We start from the raw sequence: 15,459 nt of genomic DNA on the forward strand, positions 1-15,459 counted from the left end.
ACTTTGCGTCCGAATTGGCGTTATGCTAGTATCGGGGATTTATTTGCTAGGAGTGGGACATGGGCATTAACGATATTTCGACAGATCCATTGGCTGACCTCGAGGACGCTTGTGACCTTAAGGATGGCAGTTGCGCCGGGCGCACTCACTTCATCCTCCACCAGACCGTGGACGGAAAGCTCACCTACGACACAGTGAAGCCTTGGATTGGGAAAAAGCGTAACAAGTCGCACGCGGTAATTCTCAAAACGGGAGAGGTGGTCCATTTGTGGCCATTCCAAGAGACGAACGTGTGGGCGACGAAGGCAGAGTCCGGCTTGAAGCCAAAGAACGGAAAGCTGCCTAAGTTCGATCTTAAGGGCAAGGCAATTAACATTGAAATAGACTACGAGGAGGGGGGCTCTCCGAACTCGGCGCAGTACACGAGCCTAGCGGCTTGTTATATTGGCGCTTGCCGTACGGTCGATCGAGTTCTCACGATCGTGCCACATATAGAAGTCGATCGCGGGATTCCGGACGGCCACAGTGACCCGCAGAACTTCAATTACACGGGATTCTACGAGCGATTGAACGATCTGGGCGTGGACATGGATCGGGTTCCTCGGTTCGACCATGACCGATATTGGGCAAAGGAGTCGTACAAGGTCCCGTACGCGGATGATTGGTTTTCATGGCCACCGGTGCTGACCGGCGACCCGCATGCCAAACCCAAGGGGGTCGAGCGAGTGGCGAGCCCGCACGGCGATCAGCGCGAGTGGGCAGGGATGCTGTCGAAAGATGCCAGCTTTCACCTCGTTTCAACTGGCGCGATTGGGGTCAAAGAGATCGATCGCCTTATTCGAAGACTTGAGCAGGAGAGGGAGATTCTTGCCGAGGAAACCGAGGAGCGGGATGAAAACTGAGACGACCACGCGTCATGATCTTCCAAACGTTGATCATTACTGGGGCAGCGGCATTCTGAGGCGAGCCAGTGCTCGAGAAGGGTTCGCGTTTCTGCGCGGGCAATCGGGTGTATTTGGGAATGGGCACGAATGGCGGACGGGAGCTAGCATCTTGTGAGTCCTCTAGGAATTGCTGAAACTCCGAGCGCAAAGATGCCACAGGTGGGCTGCTGATAGCTACGCCTGAAGGAGCGCAATTCAGACAGTCGCTTATCGATGTATGAAGTTAGCTCCTTGAGATAAACGCCTTTGGCACTCTTCTGGCTTCTTTCCTGCTCTGGCTAGCGGAAGCTCAATTTTTCCAGCGCTCACTGTACGAAAAAATTGGTGAGCGTCTGTTGTTCGGCAGCCATCGGCTAGCGCTCAGAGGCGCCGAAGGCGCGTTCGTCATGTTGCTCCCATCTGGGCGCCGTCGCCCGATTGCAAAGGAGCAAAGGGCGTGATCGCAAGCTAGTCGAGGTGCTCGGCAAGGCAGCTCCGCCGGTTGTGTGCGTCAAGTTCTGCAAAATGGGGCGGCCATGATGCTGGTCATGCGGCTTGGCGCAGAGCGAGCTTCTTGTGCTCGCGCAGGTCGTCCATGTTGATGTATCCGGCGGCGCCGGGACCAGGAGCCCATCGTCGGCAGTCGTTGGGGCGGCATCCTCGTCCACGAAGGGGCTGTCGCCAATCTCGACCTCGATGCGGATGCGGTCATTGTGGAATGGGCCTTCGGAGCCCGAGGATTCCTCGTCACCCTCCAGCACGAAATAGTGCTCGGAGGCATAGCTCTCGAGATGCCACCAGCCGGGCGCGGCTAGCCCATTGCTGTCGCGCTGGATCAGCCCTGTCAGGGTTGGATTGCGGCGCTTCGCTCTTAGCCCTGTGCCGCCCGAGCCGAAGGCCACCATCTTCTTATCATCGAGACGACCTTTCAGGAGGTCGGCCAGCTGATCGTTCAGGGGCCGCATGGGCGTTGTCAGATTTACCGGCAGCGGCGCGCGAGGCGGTCCGCTGTCGGCGCTGGGCTTCTGCTTCACTGGCGTCGCGGGCCGACGTCCGTCGCGCCAAAGACATACGCCGTCGAGGGTGAACTCGGCGACTGGTTCGCATACCAGCGTCTGCGGGTCGCAAACCAAGCGGCGTGATCCCGAAGCCCGCCAAGATCTCGCGTGCTAACCTTGAGAAGCAGCTCCGCGACTGGCTGCGCTACATCGGCTGGTAATCGCGCCTTTCAAGATGCAGATCGGGGCTCGTTCCGCGCCACCGGTTTTGAGGGGCGCCAGTCCCCCCAGGATCCGATTGAAGAGCGGATCCGTCACGCTTGCCACCGGCAACACCAAATCGACGCTGGCGCCCTGGTCAAGGAGGTCCTTGCCCCCCGGCGTCGGCGCGAAGAGCCGCTTGAGGGCCCGGAGCCGGCCGGACGCTCGGAGCGTCGACGCGTAGTGGTCGATTCCCAGTCATCGGCGTCCGGGGCCTCGTAAACGGCGTTCAGGGTGCCGTAGCGCGAAGTGATGGGCAGCGGCGCCTGTGGCCCATTGCTAAAAAGATCTAGATTCGAGCCCAAACGGAACGGACTGACATAGCGCAAGGACCCAGGCGGGCGCGGTGGGTAGGGTTGGTTGTTATCAGTATGGGATTGTGCCTTTGCAGACCACGAAATATCGAGAGGCCCGGCTGCCTTGGTACACTATCTATCCCACTGTGTCGGAGTTCTCTGCGGCGGTCGGGGCCGAGGCTTATGAGGAATGGCTCGGGAACTTGCCGGCTGATGATCCGGTGTCACTCTATCTGCACGTTCCGTTCTGCCGATCAGCCTGCTGGTATTGCGGATTCCCAACCACCATCACCCGCCATGATGCGCCCATCCTCAACTATCTGGCGGCGGTGCGTGACGAGATCCGTCTGGTTTCGGAGCGAGTGCCGAAGACGCTGCCCGTGAGCGACATACATTTCGGCGGCGGAACGCCGTCTCTCATCGGACCAGCCGAGTTCCTCGCTCTGATGGAGTTCCTGCGACGCCGCTTCGCCATCTCGAAAACAGCTACGGTCGCCATCGAGATCGATCCACGCACGTTCACGCCCGAAATGGCAGAAGCCTTGGGAGCGGCCGGCGTCAACCGCGCTAGCCTGGGCGTCCAGAGCTTCGATCCCATTGTTCAAAAAGCGGTCAACCGAATCCAGAGCGAGGCCCAGACGTCGGCTGCCCTGGAAATGCTGCGCCGGCATGGAGTAAACCGGATCAACTTCGACCTCATCTACGGCCTGCCGCGTCAAACGGTGGAGTCGTGCGTCGAAACAGTGAGGGCGGCGGTCGCCATGCGCCCCGACCGACTTGCCTTGTTCGGCTACTCGCACATCCCATCACAAATAAAGAATCAGTGCCTCATCGATGAGGAATTTCTTCCCGACAGCGCTGCCCGCGCTGAACAGTATGCGGCTGTCGCCGTGACGCTGATTGCCGCCGGCTACCGAGAGATCGGGCTCGACCATTTCGCCTTGCCGCACGACGAGCTCGCGCTGGCACAGGAAACCGGTCGCCTGCGGCGTAACTCGTTGGGCTACTCGGCCGACACCTGCAGAACCCTGATCGGTTTCGGCGCGTCCGCTATCGGCCGCATGGGCGAAGGGTACGTCCAAAACGAAGTTACACGGGATTTCTACATCCAGCACATCGCAGCTGGCCGACTGGCGACATCGAAGGGCTATCGCCTCACAGACGACGACCGCGTGCGAGCCGCAATCATCGAGCGATTAATGTGCGATTTAGAGGCTGACGTGCCGGCAATCTGTGCCGCCCACGGATCTGATCCGATCCGTCTTCTCGATTCAGCTGAGCGCTTGGCGATGCTGGCCGAGGACGGGATAGTGGACTGCGAAAACGGTTTTGTCCGCGCACGGCGGGAGCATCGCTTTGGGATTCGCGCTGTCGCTGCCGCATTCGATGCTTTCTCGATAAACAGGGCCTGATGTATACCCCCCAGGTGAGGGCAAGCACACAACGCCGAAGCTAAGACAGGGAGTATCTTTTGCCCGAGAGAACGAGCCGCCCATCCTGTGGTGCTGGGTTGCGTCACAATCGGCACTCGGCCGCAGGATTTGCGGCGGCGTGCGCGCCAAAATCTTGACTCGACTATCGCGAGGGCAAAGATCGATGAGACTGGCCTGGCGCTGCTATGGCTGACGCTGCATGACCGCTATTGGCGAAAGGGCCGCGTGGTCGAGCATGGCGTCGGCAGGGATCGCCTCAGCCGCGTTTCTCGTCCTCCTCAGATGACGCCTCAGAGACATCCATACCGCTGAAGGCCAGCAAATTTGTAGGTCGAGGCCACCTCTTGTCTTGGTTCCTACCCAACTGTTCCGCTGCTGAGCGAAATCCTTCAACTCCAAATCGGCCGAGCGTTTTTCCTCCTATTGCGTTGGTGCGCAAGGTTCGAACGAGATCCTCTGGGACTGCACCTCCAAGGTGTCGATCATGTTCGGCACACAAGGACAGGGCGGCATTGCTGCCGCCCTGTCCGCTGTAAGTTGATAGGGGCTGGATTAAAAATCCATACCGCCCATCCCGCCCATGCCGCCCATGCCACCGCCGGGCATACCACCAGGCATGCCGCCGCCGGCCGACTCCTTCTTGGGAGCCTCCGCGATCATGGCTTCGGTGGTGACGAGCAGGCCGGCGACCGAAGCCGCGTCCTGGAGAGCGGTGCGAACGACCTTGACCGGGTCGACGATGCCCATGGCGATCATGTCGCCATACTCGCCGGTCTGGGCGTTGTAGCCGTAGGTCGCGCCCTTGTTGTCGAGGATCTTGCCGGCGACGATCGAAGCTTCAGCACCTGCGTTCGAAGCGATCTGACGGGCCGGAGCCTGCAGTGCACGACGAACGATGTTGATGCCGGCAGCCTGGTCGGCATTGACGCCGGTGACCTTGATGTTGGCCGAAGCGCGCAGCAGTGCGACGCCGCCGCCTGCAACGATGCCTTCTTCCACGGCCGCGCGGGTCGCGTTGAGGGCGTCATCGACGCGGTCCTTCTTTTCCTTGACTTCGACTTCCGTCGCGCCGCCGACGCGGATCACCGCAACGCCGCCGGCGAGCTTCGCCAGACGTTCCTGCAGCTTCTCCTTGTCGTAGTCCGACGTGGTCTCTTCGATCTGCTGCTTGATCTGGGCAACGCGGCCCTGGATCTCGTCCTTCTTGCCGGCGCCGTCGACGATGGTGGTGTTCTCCTTGGAGATCGACACCTTCTTGGCGCGGCCGAGCATGTTGAGGCCGACATTCTCGAGCTTGATGCCGAGGTCTTCCGAGATGACCTGGCCACCGGTCAGGATGGCGATGTCTTCCAGCATGGCCTTGCGGCGATCACCGAAGCCCGGCGCCTTGACGGCGGCGATCTTCAGGCCGCCGCGCAGCTTGTTGACGACCAGCGTGGCCAGAGCCTCGCCTTCGACGTCTTCCGAGATGATGAGCAGCGGCTTGGAGGTCTGCACGACGGCTTCGAGAACCGGCAGCATGGCCTGGAGGTTGGACAGCTTCTTCTCGTGCAGGAGGATGTAGACGTCCTCGAGCTCGGCAACCATCTTGTCGGCGTTGGTGACGAAGTAGGGCGAGAGATAGCCGCGGTCGAACTGCATGCCTTCGACGACTTCCAGCTCGGTCTCGGCGGTCTTGGCTTCTTCAACCGTGATGACGCCTTCGTTGCCGACCTTCTGCATCGCTTCGGCGATCATCTTGCCGACCGACTCGTCGCCATTGCCGGCGATCGTGCCGACCTGGGCAACTTCCTCGGAGGTCTTGATCTTCTTGGCAGCGTTGCCGAGAGCCGCGACGACTTCGGTCACGGCCAGGTCGATGCCGCGCTTCAGGTCCATCGGGTTCATGCCGGCGGCAACCGCCTTGTTACCTTCCTGGACGATCGACTGCGCCAGAACGGTCGCGGTCGTGGTGCCATCACCGGCGATGTCGTTGGTCTTCGAAGCAACTTCGCGGATCATCTGCGCGCCCATGTTTTCGAACTTGTCGGAAAGTTCGATTTCCTTGGCGACGGTGACGCCGTCCTTGGTGATGCGCGGTGCGCCGAACGACTTGTCGATGACGACGTTGCGGCCCTTGGGACCGAGCGTGACCTTCACCGCGTCGGCGAGGATGTTGATGCCGTGAAGCATGCGCTCGCGGGCATCGCGGGAGAATTTTACGTCTTTAGCAGCCATTTTTAGCTCCTGGCAGGGGCTTGCGATCAAGCCCGAAATTCAGTTGACGGTGAGGCCGATAATCAGCCGATGATGCCCATAATGTCGGATTCCTTCATGATCAGAAGGTCTTCGCCATTGAGCTTGACTTCGGTGCCCGACCACTTGCCGAACAGGATGCGGTCGCCGGCCTTGACGTCCAGCGGGACCAGCTTGCCGGCTTCGTCGCGAGCGCCGGAGCCGACGGCGATGATCTCGCCTTCCTGCGGCTTTTCCTTTGCCGTATCCGGGATGATGATCCCGCCGGCGGTCTTGGATTCGGATTCGACCCGGCGTACGACCACGCGGTCATGCAGCGGCCGGAAATTCGACTTTGCCATTTTTGGATTTCCTTGGTGCGGATGTTGAACGGTGCTCCGTTGCCGGAGCATGCCTAGCACTCAGCCGAAGCGAGTGCTAACGCGGCAATGAGATAAGCCGCAGGCTCCTGCTAGTCAAGACGGAAGAGCAAAGAGCAAAGAGAAAAGAGAAGACAGCAAAGAGCAGCCAGAAAAGAGCGTGTAAGCATCGAGCCTTTTATGTGAACAATGTCGGGTATCCGACATATATGGGGCGGCTCACCCTTTGTAATTGAGCTTTATTCAGATGGTACGGTTGGTGCAACGGGTGTTGCATTTGAACTCATCCAGAGGCTCGCACGGGTCGTGCTGCGTCAGCTTGGTCATGTCGAGCTTCAGAAGGCCATTTTGGCATTGGTTCTGTTGCACCTATTGCCATTCATGACCAGTCCTGCGCGCGTGAGCCGGCCGACTAGATTCCAACCACGAGAGCGCCGCCGCTGAGACCCGCACCGGCCGCCGCCAGAAGGATTTTCTCTCCTGGCTGGAATGGCTTCATCTGGTTGGCGAGCGAGAGCGACAGCGGGACCGTCGCGGCCGAAGAGTTGCCGTATTCGGCAATCGTCTTGACAATTGCTTGGTCAGCAATGCCGAGGTTTCTTCCGACCGCGCCGAAAATCCGAGTATTGGCCTGATGCGGCACAAACCGGCCGACATTGTGTGGCCGCACTCCCGCAGCGGCTAGCGCGGTTGTCGAGCAATCGGTCATCATCTCGACAGCCTTTGCGAATATTTCGGGCCCGTCGGTCATCGTCATCCGGGTCTGCCCGAGGTCGAGGTCGCCATGGAACGGCGTGTTGCTTCCTCCTGCGGGAATCTGGATCAGCCCGTAGCGCGAGCCGTCCGAAGCCACCGAGGCACCGAGAATGCCCCGATCAGCATCATCGCACTGACCGATCACCAGGGCGCCGGCGGCATCGGCGAACAAGACTGAGCTCGCGCGCTCGGCTGGATTGATGCGGCGGCTGAGAATGTTGGCGGCGATGACCAGCGCTGGTTTGCCATGCAGGCGGGTGAACCCGTCCGCAAACATGAGCGCATAGATGAAGCCAGCGCAGGCGCCGGTCAGATCGACCGCGCCTGCGCGGCCAAGGCCAAGCTTGTGTGCGACCAGCGGCGCGCTGGGCGGCAGAAGATGGTCGGGCGTCGAGGTGGCAAGCAACAGCAGACCGATGTCGTGGCGCGCAATACCGGCGTTCACCAGCGCCATGTCGCCAGCCCGGGTGGCAAGACCCGACAGCGTGTCTTCGTCCGTTGCCCAGAAGCGCGAACGGATTCCGGTACGCCTTTCGATCCAGCCCGGCTCGAGGCCGAGATTGCTCTCGATCTCGGCATTGGCCACCTTGCGCCCAGGCACGTGATGGCCAAGTCCGAGAATGCGCGACGACTTGCTCATGGCCTGGACCCGAAGCGTTCCCCGGCCTCCTCGATGGCGTCATAGACTCGTTCGAGCTCGTCGTCTGCGATGCAATAGGGTGGCAGAAGGTAGAGGACATTGCCGAGCGGGCGCACAAGCAGGCCGCGCTCGAGGAAGAAAGCGCGCAGCTTCGGACCAATCTCGGCGAGATAACCTGCGGAACCGGTTCGCAGGTCGAGCGCCGCGATCGTTCCCGTGGCTCGACAGTCGGCAAAATATGGATTGTCCCGAAAGCGTTGCAGCCCGACGGCCTGCATCACGCTCAAGGCCGTGATCCGCTCGGCCACTGGCTCGTCGCGCCAGATCTCGACATTGGCGAGTGCTGCCGCACAGGCAATCGGATTGGCGGCGTAGGAGCTCGAATGGAAAAACGTCTTCTTCCGGTCCTCGGAATAGTGCGCCCGGAAGATGGCATCGGTGACAAGCGTTACGGCCAGCGGGATGGTGCCGCCGGTCAAGCCTTTGGAGGTGCACAGGATATCTGGAGAAATCGATGCCTGCTCGCAGGCGAACATGGTTCCGGTGCGTCCCCAGCCGGTCATCACCTCGTCGGCGATCAGCAGCGTGCCGGAGGCCTCAGTGATCTTCTTCAATTCGGCCAGAACCGATGCTGGATACATCAGCATGCCGCCGGCGCCCAGCACCAGCGGCTCGACGATCAAGGCTGCGGCTCGTCGATCGCGGGTCACAGCCTGGAAACGATCCAGCGTCTCCTGCTCGTGCCCCGCGGCCGGAAAGGGGACGATGTCGACCTCGAACAGCAAGGGTTCGTAGGCGGCGTTGAACACGCCACGCGCACCGACGCTCATCGTTCCGATCGTGTCACCATGATAGCTGTGCTCCATGACGACGATGCGCGAGCGCGGCGCGCCGATGTTGCGGAAATAACCGAGCGCCATCTTCAGCGCGACTTCGACTGAGGTCGAGCCACTGTCGGAATAGAACACCCAGTCGAGTCCAGCGGGAGCGAGGCCGACAAGCGCCTTGGCCAAGCGCTCTGCCGGCTCGTGCGTGAAGCCCGCAAAGATAATCTGGTCGAGGCTCGACGCGGTTGTCTCGATTGCCTTCATGATGTGGGGATGGCGGTGGCCATGTGTGACGACCCACCAGGAGGAGATGGCGTCCAGGATGCGGGCGCCGTCGGCCCTGTGGAGATAGGCGCCCTCAGTCAGGACGATTTCTGGGGTCGCAGGCTCGAGCGCGTGCTGGGTGAAGGGATGCCACACATGAGACTGCGACATCAGTCACCTCCAGCAATCGAGGCGAAGGCGAAGCCGGCAACCATTGCGTCCCTCAGTGTTTTGCCCGTCAGCACATCCAGGTGCGGCAGCCTGCCGAGCTGCGGCGCACCGCTGAATTCCACGATGGTCCGTTGCGTATCGGCCATCTCATCGCCGATGAAAGCGATGCCCGCCAACGGGATGGAGCGGGCGCGGAGCGCCTCGACCGAGAGCAAGGTGTGGTTGATGGTGCCGAGCGTGGTGCGGGCGCACAGAATAACGGGCAGCCGCCATTCAGCGAAGATGTCGATGAACCTTGTGCGCCGGTTGAGCGGCACCATCAGGCCGCCGGAGCCTTCGATGACGAGCGGCGTCGGTAGGACGGGAAAAGCAAGATCGGCAGCCTTGATCGCCACGCCGTCGATCTCGGCCGAACGATGCGGCGACAGCGGGCTCCGCAAGCGGTAGGCTTCCGGCAGCACGCGCTCTGAGGGCAAGCCGGCAAGCCGCGCGACCACCTCGCTGTCGGTCTCGCCGTCGAGGCCCGATTGCACCGGTTTCCAGTAAAAGCCGTCCAGCAAACCGGCGAGCCCAGCCGCAAACACGGTCTTGCCAACTCCGGTATCCGTTCCGGTGATGACAATGCGTTGGGTCATATCGCCTCTGGTGATGTTTGGGCCAACACCTCGACCAGCGCCTCGACCATGGCGGAAATGTCGGCTTCGCCGATGTTGAGCGTCAGTGAGATGCGCAGCCGCGACGTGCCCTCGGGTACGGTCGGAGGACGAACGCCGCGTATGTCGAAGCCGCGGGCCTGCAGGCGCGCCGCCACTGCCATGGTGCGCTTGACGTCGCCGATGACGAAGGGCTGGATCTGTGAGCCGCTAGGCGCCACGCCGCAGCGCTCGGCCAATTGACGGCCGGCGAAGGCAACGCGTTCATGCAGCTGAACGCGGTGCAGGGGCTCGTCAGACAGTATGGCGAGCGCTTCGCGTGCCGCTACCGCCATCAGCGGCGATGGCGCGGTGGCGTAGATGAATGGCCGGCAACGGTTGATGAGATAACCGCACAGCGTTCCCGGTCCGGTGACCAGTGCGCCGGACGAGCCGAGCGCCTTTCCGCAGGTATGGAGGGCAATGATGTTGTCGCGGCCCTCGAATGCGGCGGCCAGCCCCCGGCCGTCCGGTCCCCAGACGCCAGTGGCGTGCGCCTCGTCGACGACGATGAATGCCTCGTGCCGATCGGCAAGCGCCATCAGGCTCGCCATCGGCGCGCGGTCGCCATCCATGCTGTAGAGGCTTTCGACCGCGATCCAGATGCGCCCCATGCCGCCTTCAGCGCGCCAGCGCGTGATCGCATCCTCGACAGCATCGACGTCGTTGTGCGCGGCCAGCACGAATTGGGCGCGTCCGGCCTGCGCACCCTCATGCATGCTGGCATGGGCGAGCTCATCGAGAACCAAAAGATCGCCCTTCTGCGGCAGGGCGCTCAGCAGAGCGAAGTTGGCGATGTAGCCGCTGCCGAAGAACAGCGCGCGGTCGGCTCCAAAGAATGCCGCCGCGTCTGCCTCGAGCTGCTCGTGTTCCGGTGCATTGCCGCGCAACAGCCGCGACCCGGTGGCGCCAACCGGCGTGCCCCGCGCAATCGCCGCCACAACCGCATCGCCAAGTCTTCTGGACGCGGCCAGCCCGAGATAGTCGTTCGACGAGAAGTCCAGCCCGGCGCGGGGCGAAAGCGTCCGCAGCCGGTCCTTGCGCGCTAGCCCCTGCAAGGTCGCATCATAACGGGCAAGCGGCGCCCCGTTCATTGCGCCTCGAGTTCCATCGGATCGATGCCAAGGCGCCGGAACAGCAGGGTATCCTTGTCCTCACCGGGATTGTCCGCCGTCAGCAGCGTGTCGCCGACGAAGATTGAGTTGGCGCCGGCAAAAAAGCACAGCGCCTGCATCTCGTCGGTCATCGCGGTGCGGCCGGCGGACAGACGGACATGCGATTTCGGCATCATGATGCGCGCCAGCGCGATCACGCGCACGAATTCGATCGGCTCAATGGGCTTGGCGTCTGCAAGCGGCGTACCGGCGATCGGGATCAGCATGTTGATTGGAACGCTTTGCGGATGTTCCGGGAGATTGGCCAGCGTCACCAGCATGTCGATCCGGTCCACCGGCTCCTCGCCCATGCCGACAATGCCTCCACAGCAGACCTTGATGCCGGATTTGCGAACGTGCTCAAGCGTCTCGAGCCGCTCGGCAAAGCTCCGCGTACCGATGATCTCGCTATAGTAGCGTTCTGACGTGTCGATGTTATGGTTGTAGTAGTCGAGACCCGCCTGCTTCAGTCGAGCGGCTTGCTCAAGATCGAGCATGCCGAGTGTCATGCAGGTCTCCAGGCCCAGCGCCTTGACGCCTTCGACCATCGCCACCACGGCATCCATGTCGCGCGCCTTGGGGTTTCGCCAGGCCGCGCCCATGCAATAACGGGTGGCGCCGGCATCACGCGCCTTGGTCGCTTCGGCGATGACGCGCCTGACATCCATCAGCTTGGACGCCTCCAACCCGGTTTCGTGACGCGCCGACTGGCTGCAATAGCCACAATCCTCCGGGCATCCTCCGGTCTTGATGCTGAGCAGCCGGCTGAGCTGGACCTTGTTTGGATCGAAATTCTGCCGGTGCACCGTTTGCGCCAGGAAGAGGAGATTGTTGAAGGGGGCATGGTAAAGTGCCTGAGCCTTCTCCAAGGTCCACGCTCCAGGGTCAGGCGGGTCAGGGGATTGAGCCGGTGGCGATGTCTGCGTTGAACTTGCCGTTTGCATCTCCATGCTGTTCCTCCGGTATGACTTGCGGGTCTTTGCTATCTGACTATGATGATCGGAAAGGACAGTTGACCCGATCCTGTTCGTTACTCAGACAATCATGAGCCCCGATGGTCGAGGCCGATATCCAGGATCGGCGCGCTGTGGATGAGTCGGCCGACCGAAATCAGATCAACGCCGGTCGCGGCAACCGCTCGCGCTGTATGCGACGTGATCCCGCCAGAAGCCTCGGTGATAGCGCGGCCACCGACCATTGCGACGGCGCGGCGAAGATCGGGGAGGGACATGTTGTCGAGCAGAACCGCATCGGGAGCGAAGCCAAGTACCTCCTCCAACTGGGCCAGAGTATCGACTTCGACTTCGATCTTGACGAGATGACCGGCCGCTCTTCGTGCTCGCTCGAGCGCTGGCCGGACGCCGCCTGCGATGGCGATGTGGTTGTCCTTGATCAAAATTGCATCGTCCAGGCCGAAGCGGTGATTGGACCCGCCACCTGCGCGCACGGCATACTTTTCGACTGCCCGCAATCCGGGCGTTGTCTTGCGGGTGCAGACGATCTTCGCGCCATATCCACGAACCGCAGCGACGATCGATGCCGTCGCTGTGGCGATGCCGCTCAGATGGCACAAAAAATTGAGTGCCGTCCTTTCCGCTGTGAGAATGGCTCGGGCCGGGCCAACCACTGATGCAATGACCTCTCCATCCACGACATTGCAGCCGTCTGCCCGCTCCACGGAGATTTCGACACCAGGATCAATCATGCCGAAAGCGAGCATCGCCAGATCGATGCCGGCGACAACTCCGGACTGTCGCGCCACCAACACGGTTCCCGCTTGGTATTCCTTCGGGACGATGGCGTCCGTGGTCAAGTCGCCGGCTCTGCCAAGGTCTTCAAGAAGAGATGCCCGGACAAGCGGCTCAAGCAGGACCGTGGGGAGCGGTGAGAGCATCATCACTTTGCACCTTCGGAGCTTGGCGAGTGTCCGAGTGCCCGCGCAGCCGCCAAGGCGGCTTCGAGCGTGATTTCGGACCGTCGGGCGGCAGTCGCATGATGAGGAAAATCTGTCCGGTAATGAGCGCCGCGGCTTTCTTCGCGCAACAAGGCGGCAACAGCAATCATTAGCCCGACAGCCGCCGGATCCGAGACCGCATCCTTGCTTTCGGCGAGCGGCAATAAGGCACGCGCGGCTGCTTTCAACCCTTGACCATCCCGGACGATGCCGAGTGCGCGCGACAGAAAAACGCGCACGGCTATCGGAGCGGGCGGTGGGTAGACGTTCGCAAACGCAGGCCTTGTTCTGCGCGCAGGCGTTCCGGCGACGCTTTCAGCGACCCAGCGGGCGCACACGATTGCCTCGGTCAAGGAATTGCTGGCGAGCCTGTTGGCGCCATGCAGTCCTGTCGAAGCGACTTCGCCGCAGGCCCACAGCCCCTTGACGGAGGTCCTGCCCGAGCTGTCCACGGCAACGCCACCCATGTGGTAGTGTTGGGCCGGACGAATGGGGATGAGATCGCGCGCGGGATTGATGCCCGCTCCAAGGCAGGCTGATGCGATTGTCGGGAAATGTCGAGCGAATGCCGGGCCTGGCCGTTGTCGGGCATCGAGAAAAACATGGTGGCCGTCCGCAAGATGGTTCCACACGGCGCGGGCCAAGACATCGCGAGGCGCAAGTTCCGCCCCTGGCACGCTCTGGAGAAAAGCCTGGCCGGTTTCATCGATCAGGGCAGCACCTTCGCCTCGCACAGCCTCGCTGACCAGCGCCATAGGGCGTTCTGGGCCGTCAAGGGCGGTCGGGTGGAACTGGATGAATTCGAGGTCGGCTAGGACAGCTCCAGCGCGGGCCGCAAGCGCAAGGCCTTGTCCGCAACTGCCCCAAGGGTTCGTGGTGTCGAGAAACAGTCCCCCGATGCCACCGGTGGCGAGGACGACCCGCCGTGAGCCGAAGAAGAAAGGTGCGATCGAACAGCTCGCCCAGACGCCTCGGATCGCATTCTCTCGCACGGCGAGCCGGCGCGCTTCCACGCCCTCCACGACAACTATCGACGGAGTGGAACGCACAGCCGCGATCAGCGCACGCATGATCTCACGCCCGGTGCCGTCCCCATGCGCATGAACGATGCGACGTCGGCTGTGTGCGGCCTCCAATCCGAGGCACAGTGATCCTTCCGGCGTGCGGTCAAAGCGAACCCCAAAGCCCGCAAGCCCCTCTATGGCCTTGGGCGCGGCTTGGAGGATGCGGCTCGCCACGTCTCTGTCGCAGAGACCATCCCCTGCGGCAACCGTATCGGCCAGGTGCATTGCCGGATCGTCGTCTTCGCCGAAACTTGCAGCCAAGCCCCCCTGGGCCCAGTTGCTCGAGTTGTCAGCTCCCAGCAGCGACCTTGACAGAAGAAGCACCGGCTCCGGCGACAGTTGAAGCGCGGTCATCAGTCCGGCGATGCCGCCGCCGATGATGATGGGCCGCCCGAAGAAGCTGCGGAGGTCGGCGCTCAAACTGCCAGCATCCGTTCGACCGCTAGCCGCGCGCGCCCGGCGATCCCGGGTTCGACCGTTACGATATGGTGGTTCTGCTCGAGCGCGGTGCGGATGTTGGCAAGCGTGATCCGCTTCATGTGCGGGCACAAATTGCAGGGCCGGATGAACTCGACCTCTGGGTGCGCTAACGCGACGTTGTCGCTCATTGAGCATTCCGTCATCAGCACGACACGTGGCGGCCTTTGCCTTTCGACATAGTCGGACATGGCAGCCGTCGAGCCGGAAAAATCTGCTTCAGCCACGACGTCGGGCGGGCATTCGGGATGGGCGAGCACGACCACGCCGGGATGGCTTTCGCGCAACTCGCGGATGTCGGCCGGTGTAAAGCGCTCATGCACCTCGCAACGCCCTTTCCAGGCGATGATCTGCACATCTGTCTGGGCGGCGATATTCTGGGCCAGATATTCGTCCGGCAACATGATCACCCGGAGAACCCCAAGGGATTCGACGACCGCCTTGGCGTTGCCGGATGTACAGCAGATATCCGACTCGGCCTTCACTTCGGCGGACGTATTTACATAAGTGATGATCGGAACGCCGGGATAACGCTGGCGCATCAAGCGCACGTCTTCTGCCGTGATTGAGTCCGCCAACGAGCAACCGGCGCTGAGATCCGGAATGAGCACGGTCTTGCCCGGATTAAGGAGCTTGGCCGTTTCGGCCATGAAATGGACGCCGGCCAGCACGATGACTTGCGCCTCGACCGTCGCAGCCGTGCGGGCTAGTGCCAAGCTGTCGCCGACGATGTCGGCCACGCAGTGGAAGATCTCGGGCGTCTGATAGTTGTGCGCCAGGATGATCGCGTTGCGCTCGCGCTTCAGCGCAAGGATCGCCTCGATATCCTCGGCGAAAGCCGGCCATTCGATCGGCGGGATCACTCGTCGGACGCGCTCGTAGAGCAACGCGGCCGTAGGCAGCATGGCGCCCATCGACCCCCTCCCGCTTATACTCTAATTGAAAATAACCAGCA

Annotated in this window: 13 protein-coding genes; 2 read left to right on the plus strand and 11 right to left on the minus strand. The window is 61.9% G+C overall.

The genetic code is table 11. The annotated features are described in order from the left end of the window. Positions 1 to 59 precede the first annotated feature (59 nt). The gene (locus NKJ75_RS05445; RefSeq protein ID WP_352499293.1) at positions 60 to 902 is read left to right on the plus strand and encodes a hypothetical protein; all 843 of its coding nucleotides are present in this window, start codon (positions 60 to 62) and stop codon (positions 900 to 902) included. Positions 903 to 1,297: 395 nt separating this feature from the next. On the opposite strand, the gene NKJ75_RS05450 is transcribed toward NKJ75_RS05445, so the two are convergent. Next, complete coding sequence (locus tag NKJ75_RS05450) at positions 1,298 to 1,888, minus strand: hypothetical protein (RefSeq protein WP_352499294.1); 591 nt, start codon at positions 1,886 to 1,888, stop codon at positions 1,298 to 1,300. A 679-nt stretch (positions 1,889 to 2,567) separates the two neighbouring features. On the opposite strand from NKJ75_RS05450, the gene hemN reads away from it, so the two are divergent. Continuing rightward, entirely contained in the window at positions 2,568 to 3,890 is a 1,323-nt protein-coding gene (gene hemN / locus NKJ75_RS05455) for an oxygen-independent coproporphyrinogen III oxidase (protein ID WP_352499295.1), read from the plus strand. A 573-nt stretch (positions 3,891 to 4,463) separates the two neighbouring features. On the opposite strand, the gene groL is transcribed toward hemN, so the two are convergent. From groL to nadA, 10 genes are all read right to left on the minus strand, one after another. Further along, positions 4,464 to 6,128 carry a chaperonin GroEL gene (gene groL, locus NKJ75_RS05460; protein ID WP_352447897.1) on the minus strand — a complete coding sequence of 555 codons (1,665 nt, stop codon included), beginning with the start codon at positions 6,126 to 6,128 and terminating at the stop codon, positions 4,464 to 4,466. Positions 6,129 to 6,190: 62 nt separating this feature from the next. Further along, entirely contained in the window at positions 6,191 to 6,487 is a 297-nt protein-coding gene (gene groES, locus NKJ75_RS05465; RefSeq protein WP_019863563.1) for a co-chaperone GroES, read from the minus strand. 430 nt (positions 6,488 to 6,917) lie between these two features. Then, positions 6,918 to 7,901, minus strand: a complete 984-nt coding sequence (gene bioZ / locus NKJ75_RS05470) for a 3-oxopimeloyl-[acyl-carrier-protein] synthase BioZ (RefSeq protein WP_352445627.1) — start codon at positions 7,899 to 7,901, stop codon at positions 6,918 to 6,920. After that, a complete protein-coding gene (locus NKJ75_RS05475) occupies positions 7,898 to 9,163 on the minus strand; it encodes an adenosylmethionine--8-amino-7-oxononanoate transaminase (protein WP_352499296.1) in 1,266 nt (421 codons plus the stop codon). Before NKJ75_RS05475 ends, bioZ begins: the two co-directional genes overlap by 4 nt. Further along, positions 9,163 to 9,798: a dethiobiotin synthase gene (gene bioD / locus NKJ75_RS05480; protein ID WP_352447895.1), complete on the minus strand. Its 636-nt coding sequence runs from the start codon at positions 9,796 to 9,798 to the stop codon at positions 9,163 to 9,165. Before bioD ends, NKJ75_RS05475 begins: the two co-directional genes overlap by 1 nt. Further along, complete coding sequence (locus tag NKJ75_RS05485) at positions 9,795 to 10,949, minus strand: 8-amino-7-oxononanoate synthase (RefSeq protein ID WP_352499297.1); 1,155 nt, start codon at positions 10,947 to 10,949, stop codon at positions 9,795 to 9,797. The genes bioD and NKJ75_RS05485 overlap by 4 nt, the downstream gene beginning before the upstream one ends. Then, on the minus strand, positions 10,946 to 11,953 hold the full coding sequence (gene bioB / locus NKJ75_RS05490; protein ID WP_502903837.1) for a biotin synthase BioB: 1,008 nt from the start codon (positions 11,951 to 11,953) through the stop codon (positions 10,946 to 10,948). Before bioB ends, NKJ75_RS05485 begins: the two co-directional genes overlap by 4 nt. A gap of 98 nt (positions 11,954 to 12,051) precedes the next feature. Continuing rightward, the gene (gene nadC, locus NKJ75_RS05495; protein ID WP_023807057.1) at positions 12,052 to 12,906 is read right to left on the minus strand and encodes a carboxylating nicotinate-nucleotide diphosphorylase; all 855 of its coding nucleotides are present in this window, start codon (positions 12,904 to 12,906) and stop codon (positions 12,052 to 12,054) included. Then, on the minus strand, positions 12,906 to 14,447 hold the full coding sequence (locus NKJ75_RS05500) for an L-aspartate oxidase (protein ID WP_352499299.1): 1,542 nt from the start codon (positions 14,445 to 14,447) through the stop codon (positions 12,906 to 12,908). The genes nadC and NKJ75_RS05500 overlap by 1 nt, the downstream gene beginning before the upstream one ends. Beyond that, positions 14,444 to 15,418, minus strand: coding sequence for a quinolinate synthase NadA (gene nadA / locus NKJ75_RS05505; protein ID WP_352499300.1), 975 nt, complete (start codon positions 15,416 to 15,418; stop codon positions 14,444 to 14,446). The genes NKJ75_RS05500 and nadA overlap by 4 nt, the downstream gene beginning before the upstream one ends. Positions 15,419 to 15,459 lie beyond the last annotated feature (41 nt).

Source organism: Mesorhizobium sp. M0058 (assembly GCF_040323095.1).
Classification (GTDB): domain Bacteria; phylum Pseudomonadota; class Alphaproteobacteria; order Rhizobiales; family Rhizobiaceae; genus Mesorhizobium.

Bases quoted from the DNA above. Each gene is read 5' to 3' on its own strand.
- NKJ75_RS05445 (WP_352499293.1), top strand. From the start codon at position 60: ATGGGCATTAACGATATTTCGACAGATCCATTGGCTGACCTCGAGGAC.
- NKJ75_RS05450 (WP_352499294.1), bottom strand. From the start codon at position 1,888: ATGCGGCCCCTGAACGATCAGCTGGCCGACCTCCTGAAAGGTCGTCTC.
- groL (WP_352447897.1), bottom strand. From the start codon at position 6,128: ATGGCTGCTAAAGACGTAAAATTCTCCCGCGATGCCCGCGAGCGCATG.
- groES (WP_019863563.1), bottom strand. From the start codon at position 6,487: ATGGCAAAGTCGAATTTCCGGCCGCTGCATGACCGCGTGGTCGTACGC.
- bioZ (WP_352445627.1), bottom strand. From the start codon at position 7,901: ATGAGCAAGTCGTCGCGCATTCTCGGACTTGGCCATCACGTGCCTGGG.
- NKJ75_RS05475 (WP_352499296.1), bottom strand. From the start codon at position 9,163: ATGTCGCAGTCTCATGTGTGGCATCCCTTCACCCAGCACGCGCTCGAG.
- bioD (WP_352447895.1), bottom strand. From the start codon at position 9,798: ATGACCCAACGCATTGTCATCACCGGAACGGATACCGGAGTTGGCAAG.
- NKJ75_RS05485 (WP_352499297.1), bottom strand. From the start codon at position 10,949: ATGAACGGGGCGCCGCTTGCCCGTTATGATGCGACCTTGCAGGGGCTA.
- bioB (WP_502903837.1), bottom strand. From the start codon at position 11,953: ATGCAAACGGCAAGTTCAACGCAGACATCGCCACCGGCTCAATCCCCT.
- nadC (WP_023807057.1), bottom strand. From the start codon at position 12,906: ATGATGCTCTCACCGCTCCCCACGGTCCTGCTTGAGCCGCTTGTCCGG.
- nadA (WP_352499300.1), bottom strand. From the start codon at position 15,418: ATGGGCGCCATGCTGCCTACGGCCGCGTTGCTCTACGAGCGCGTCCGA.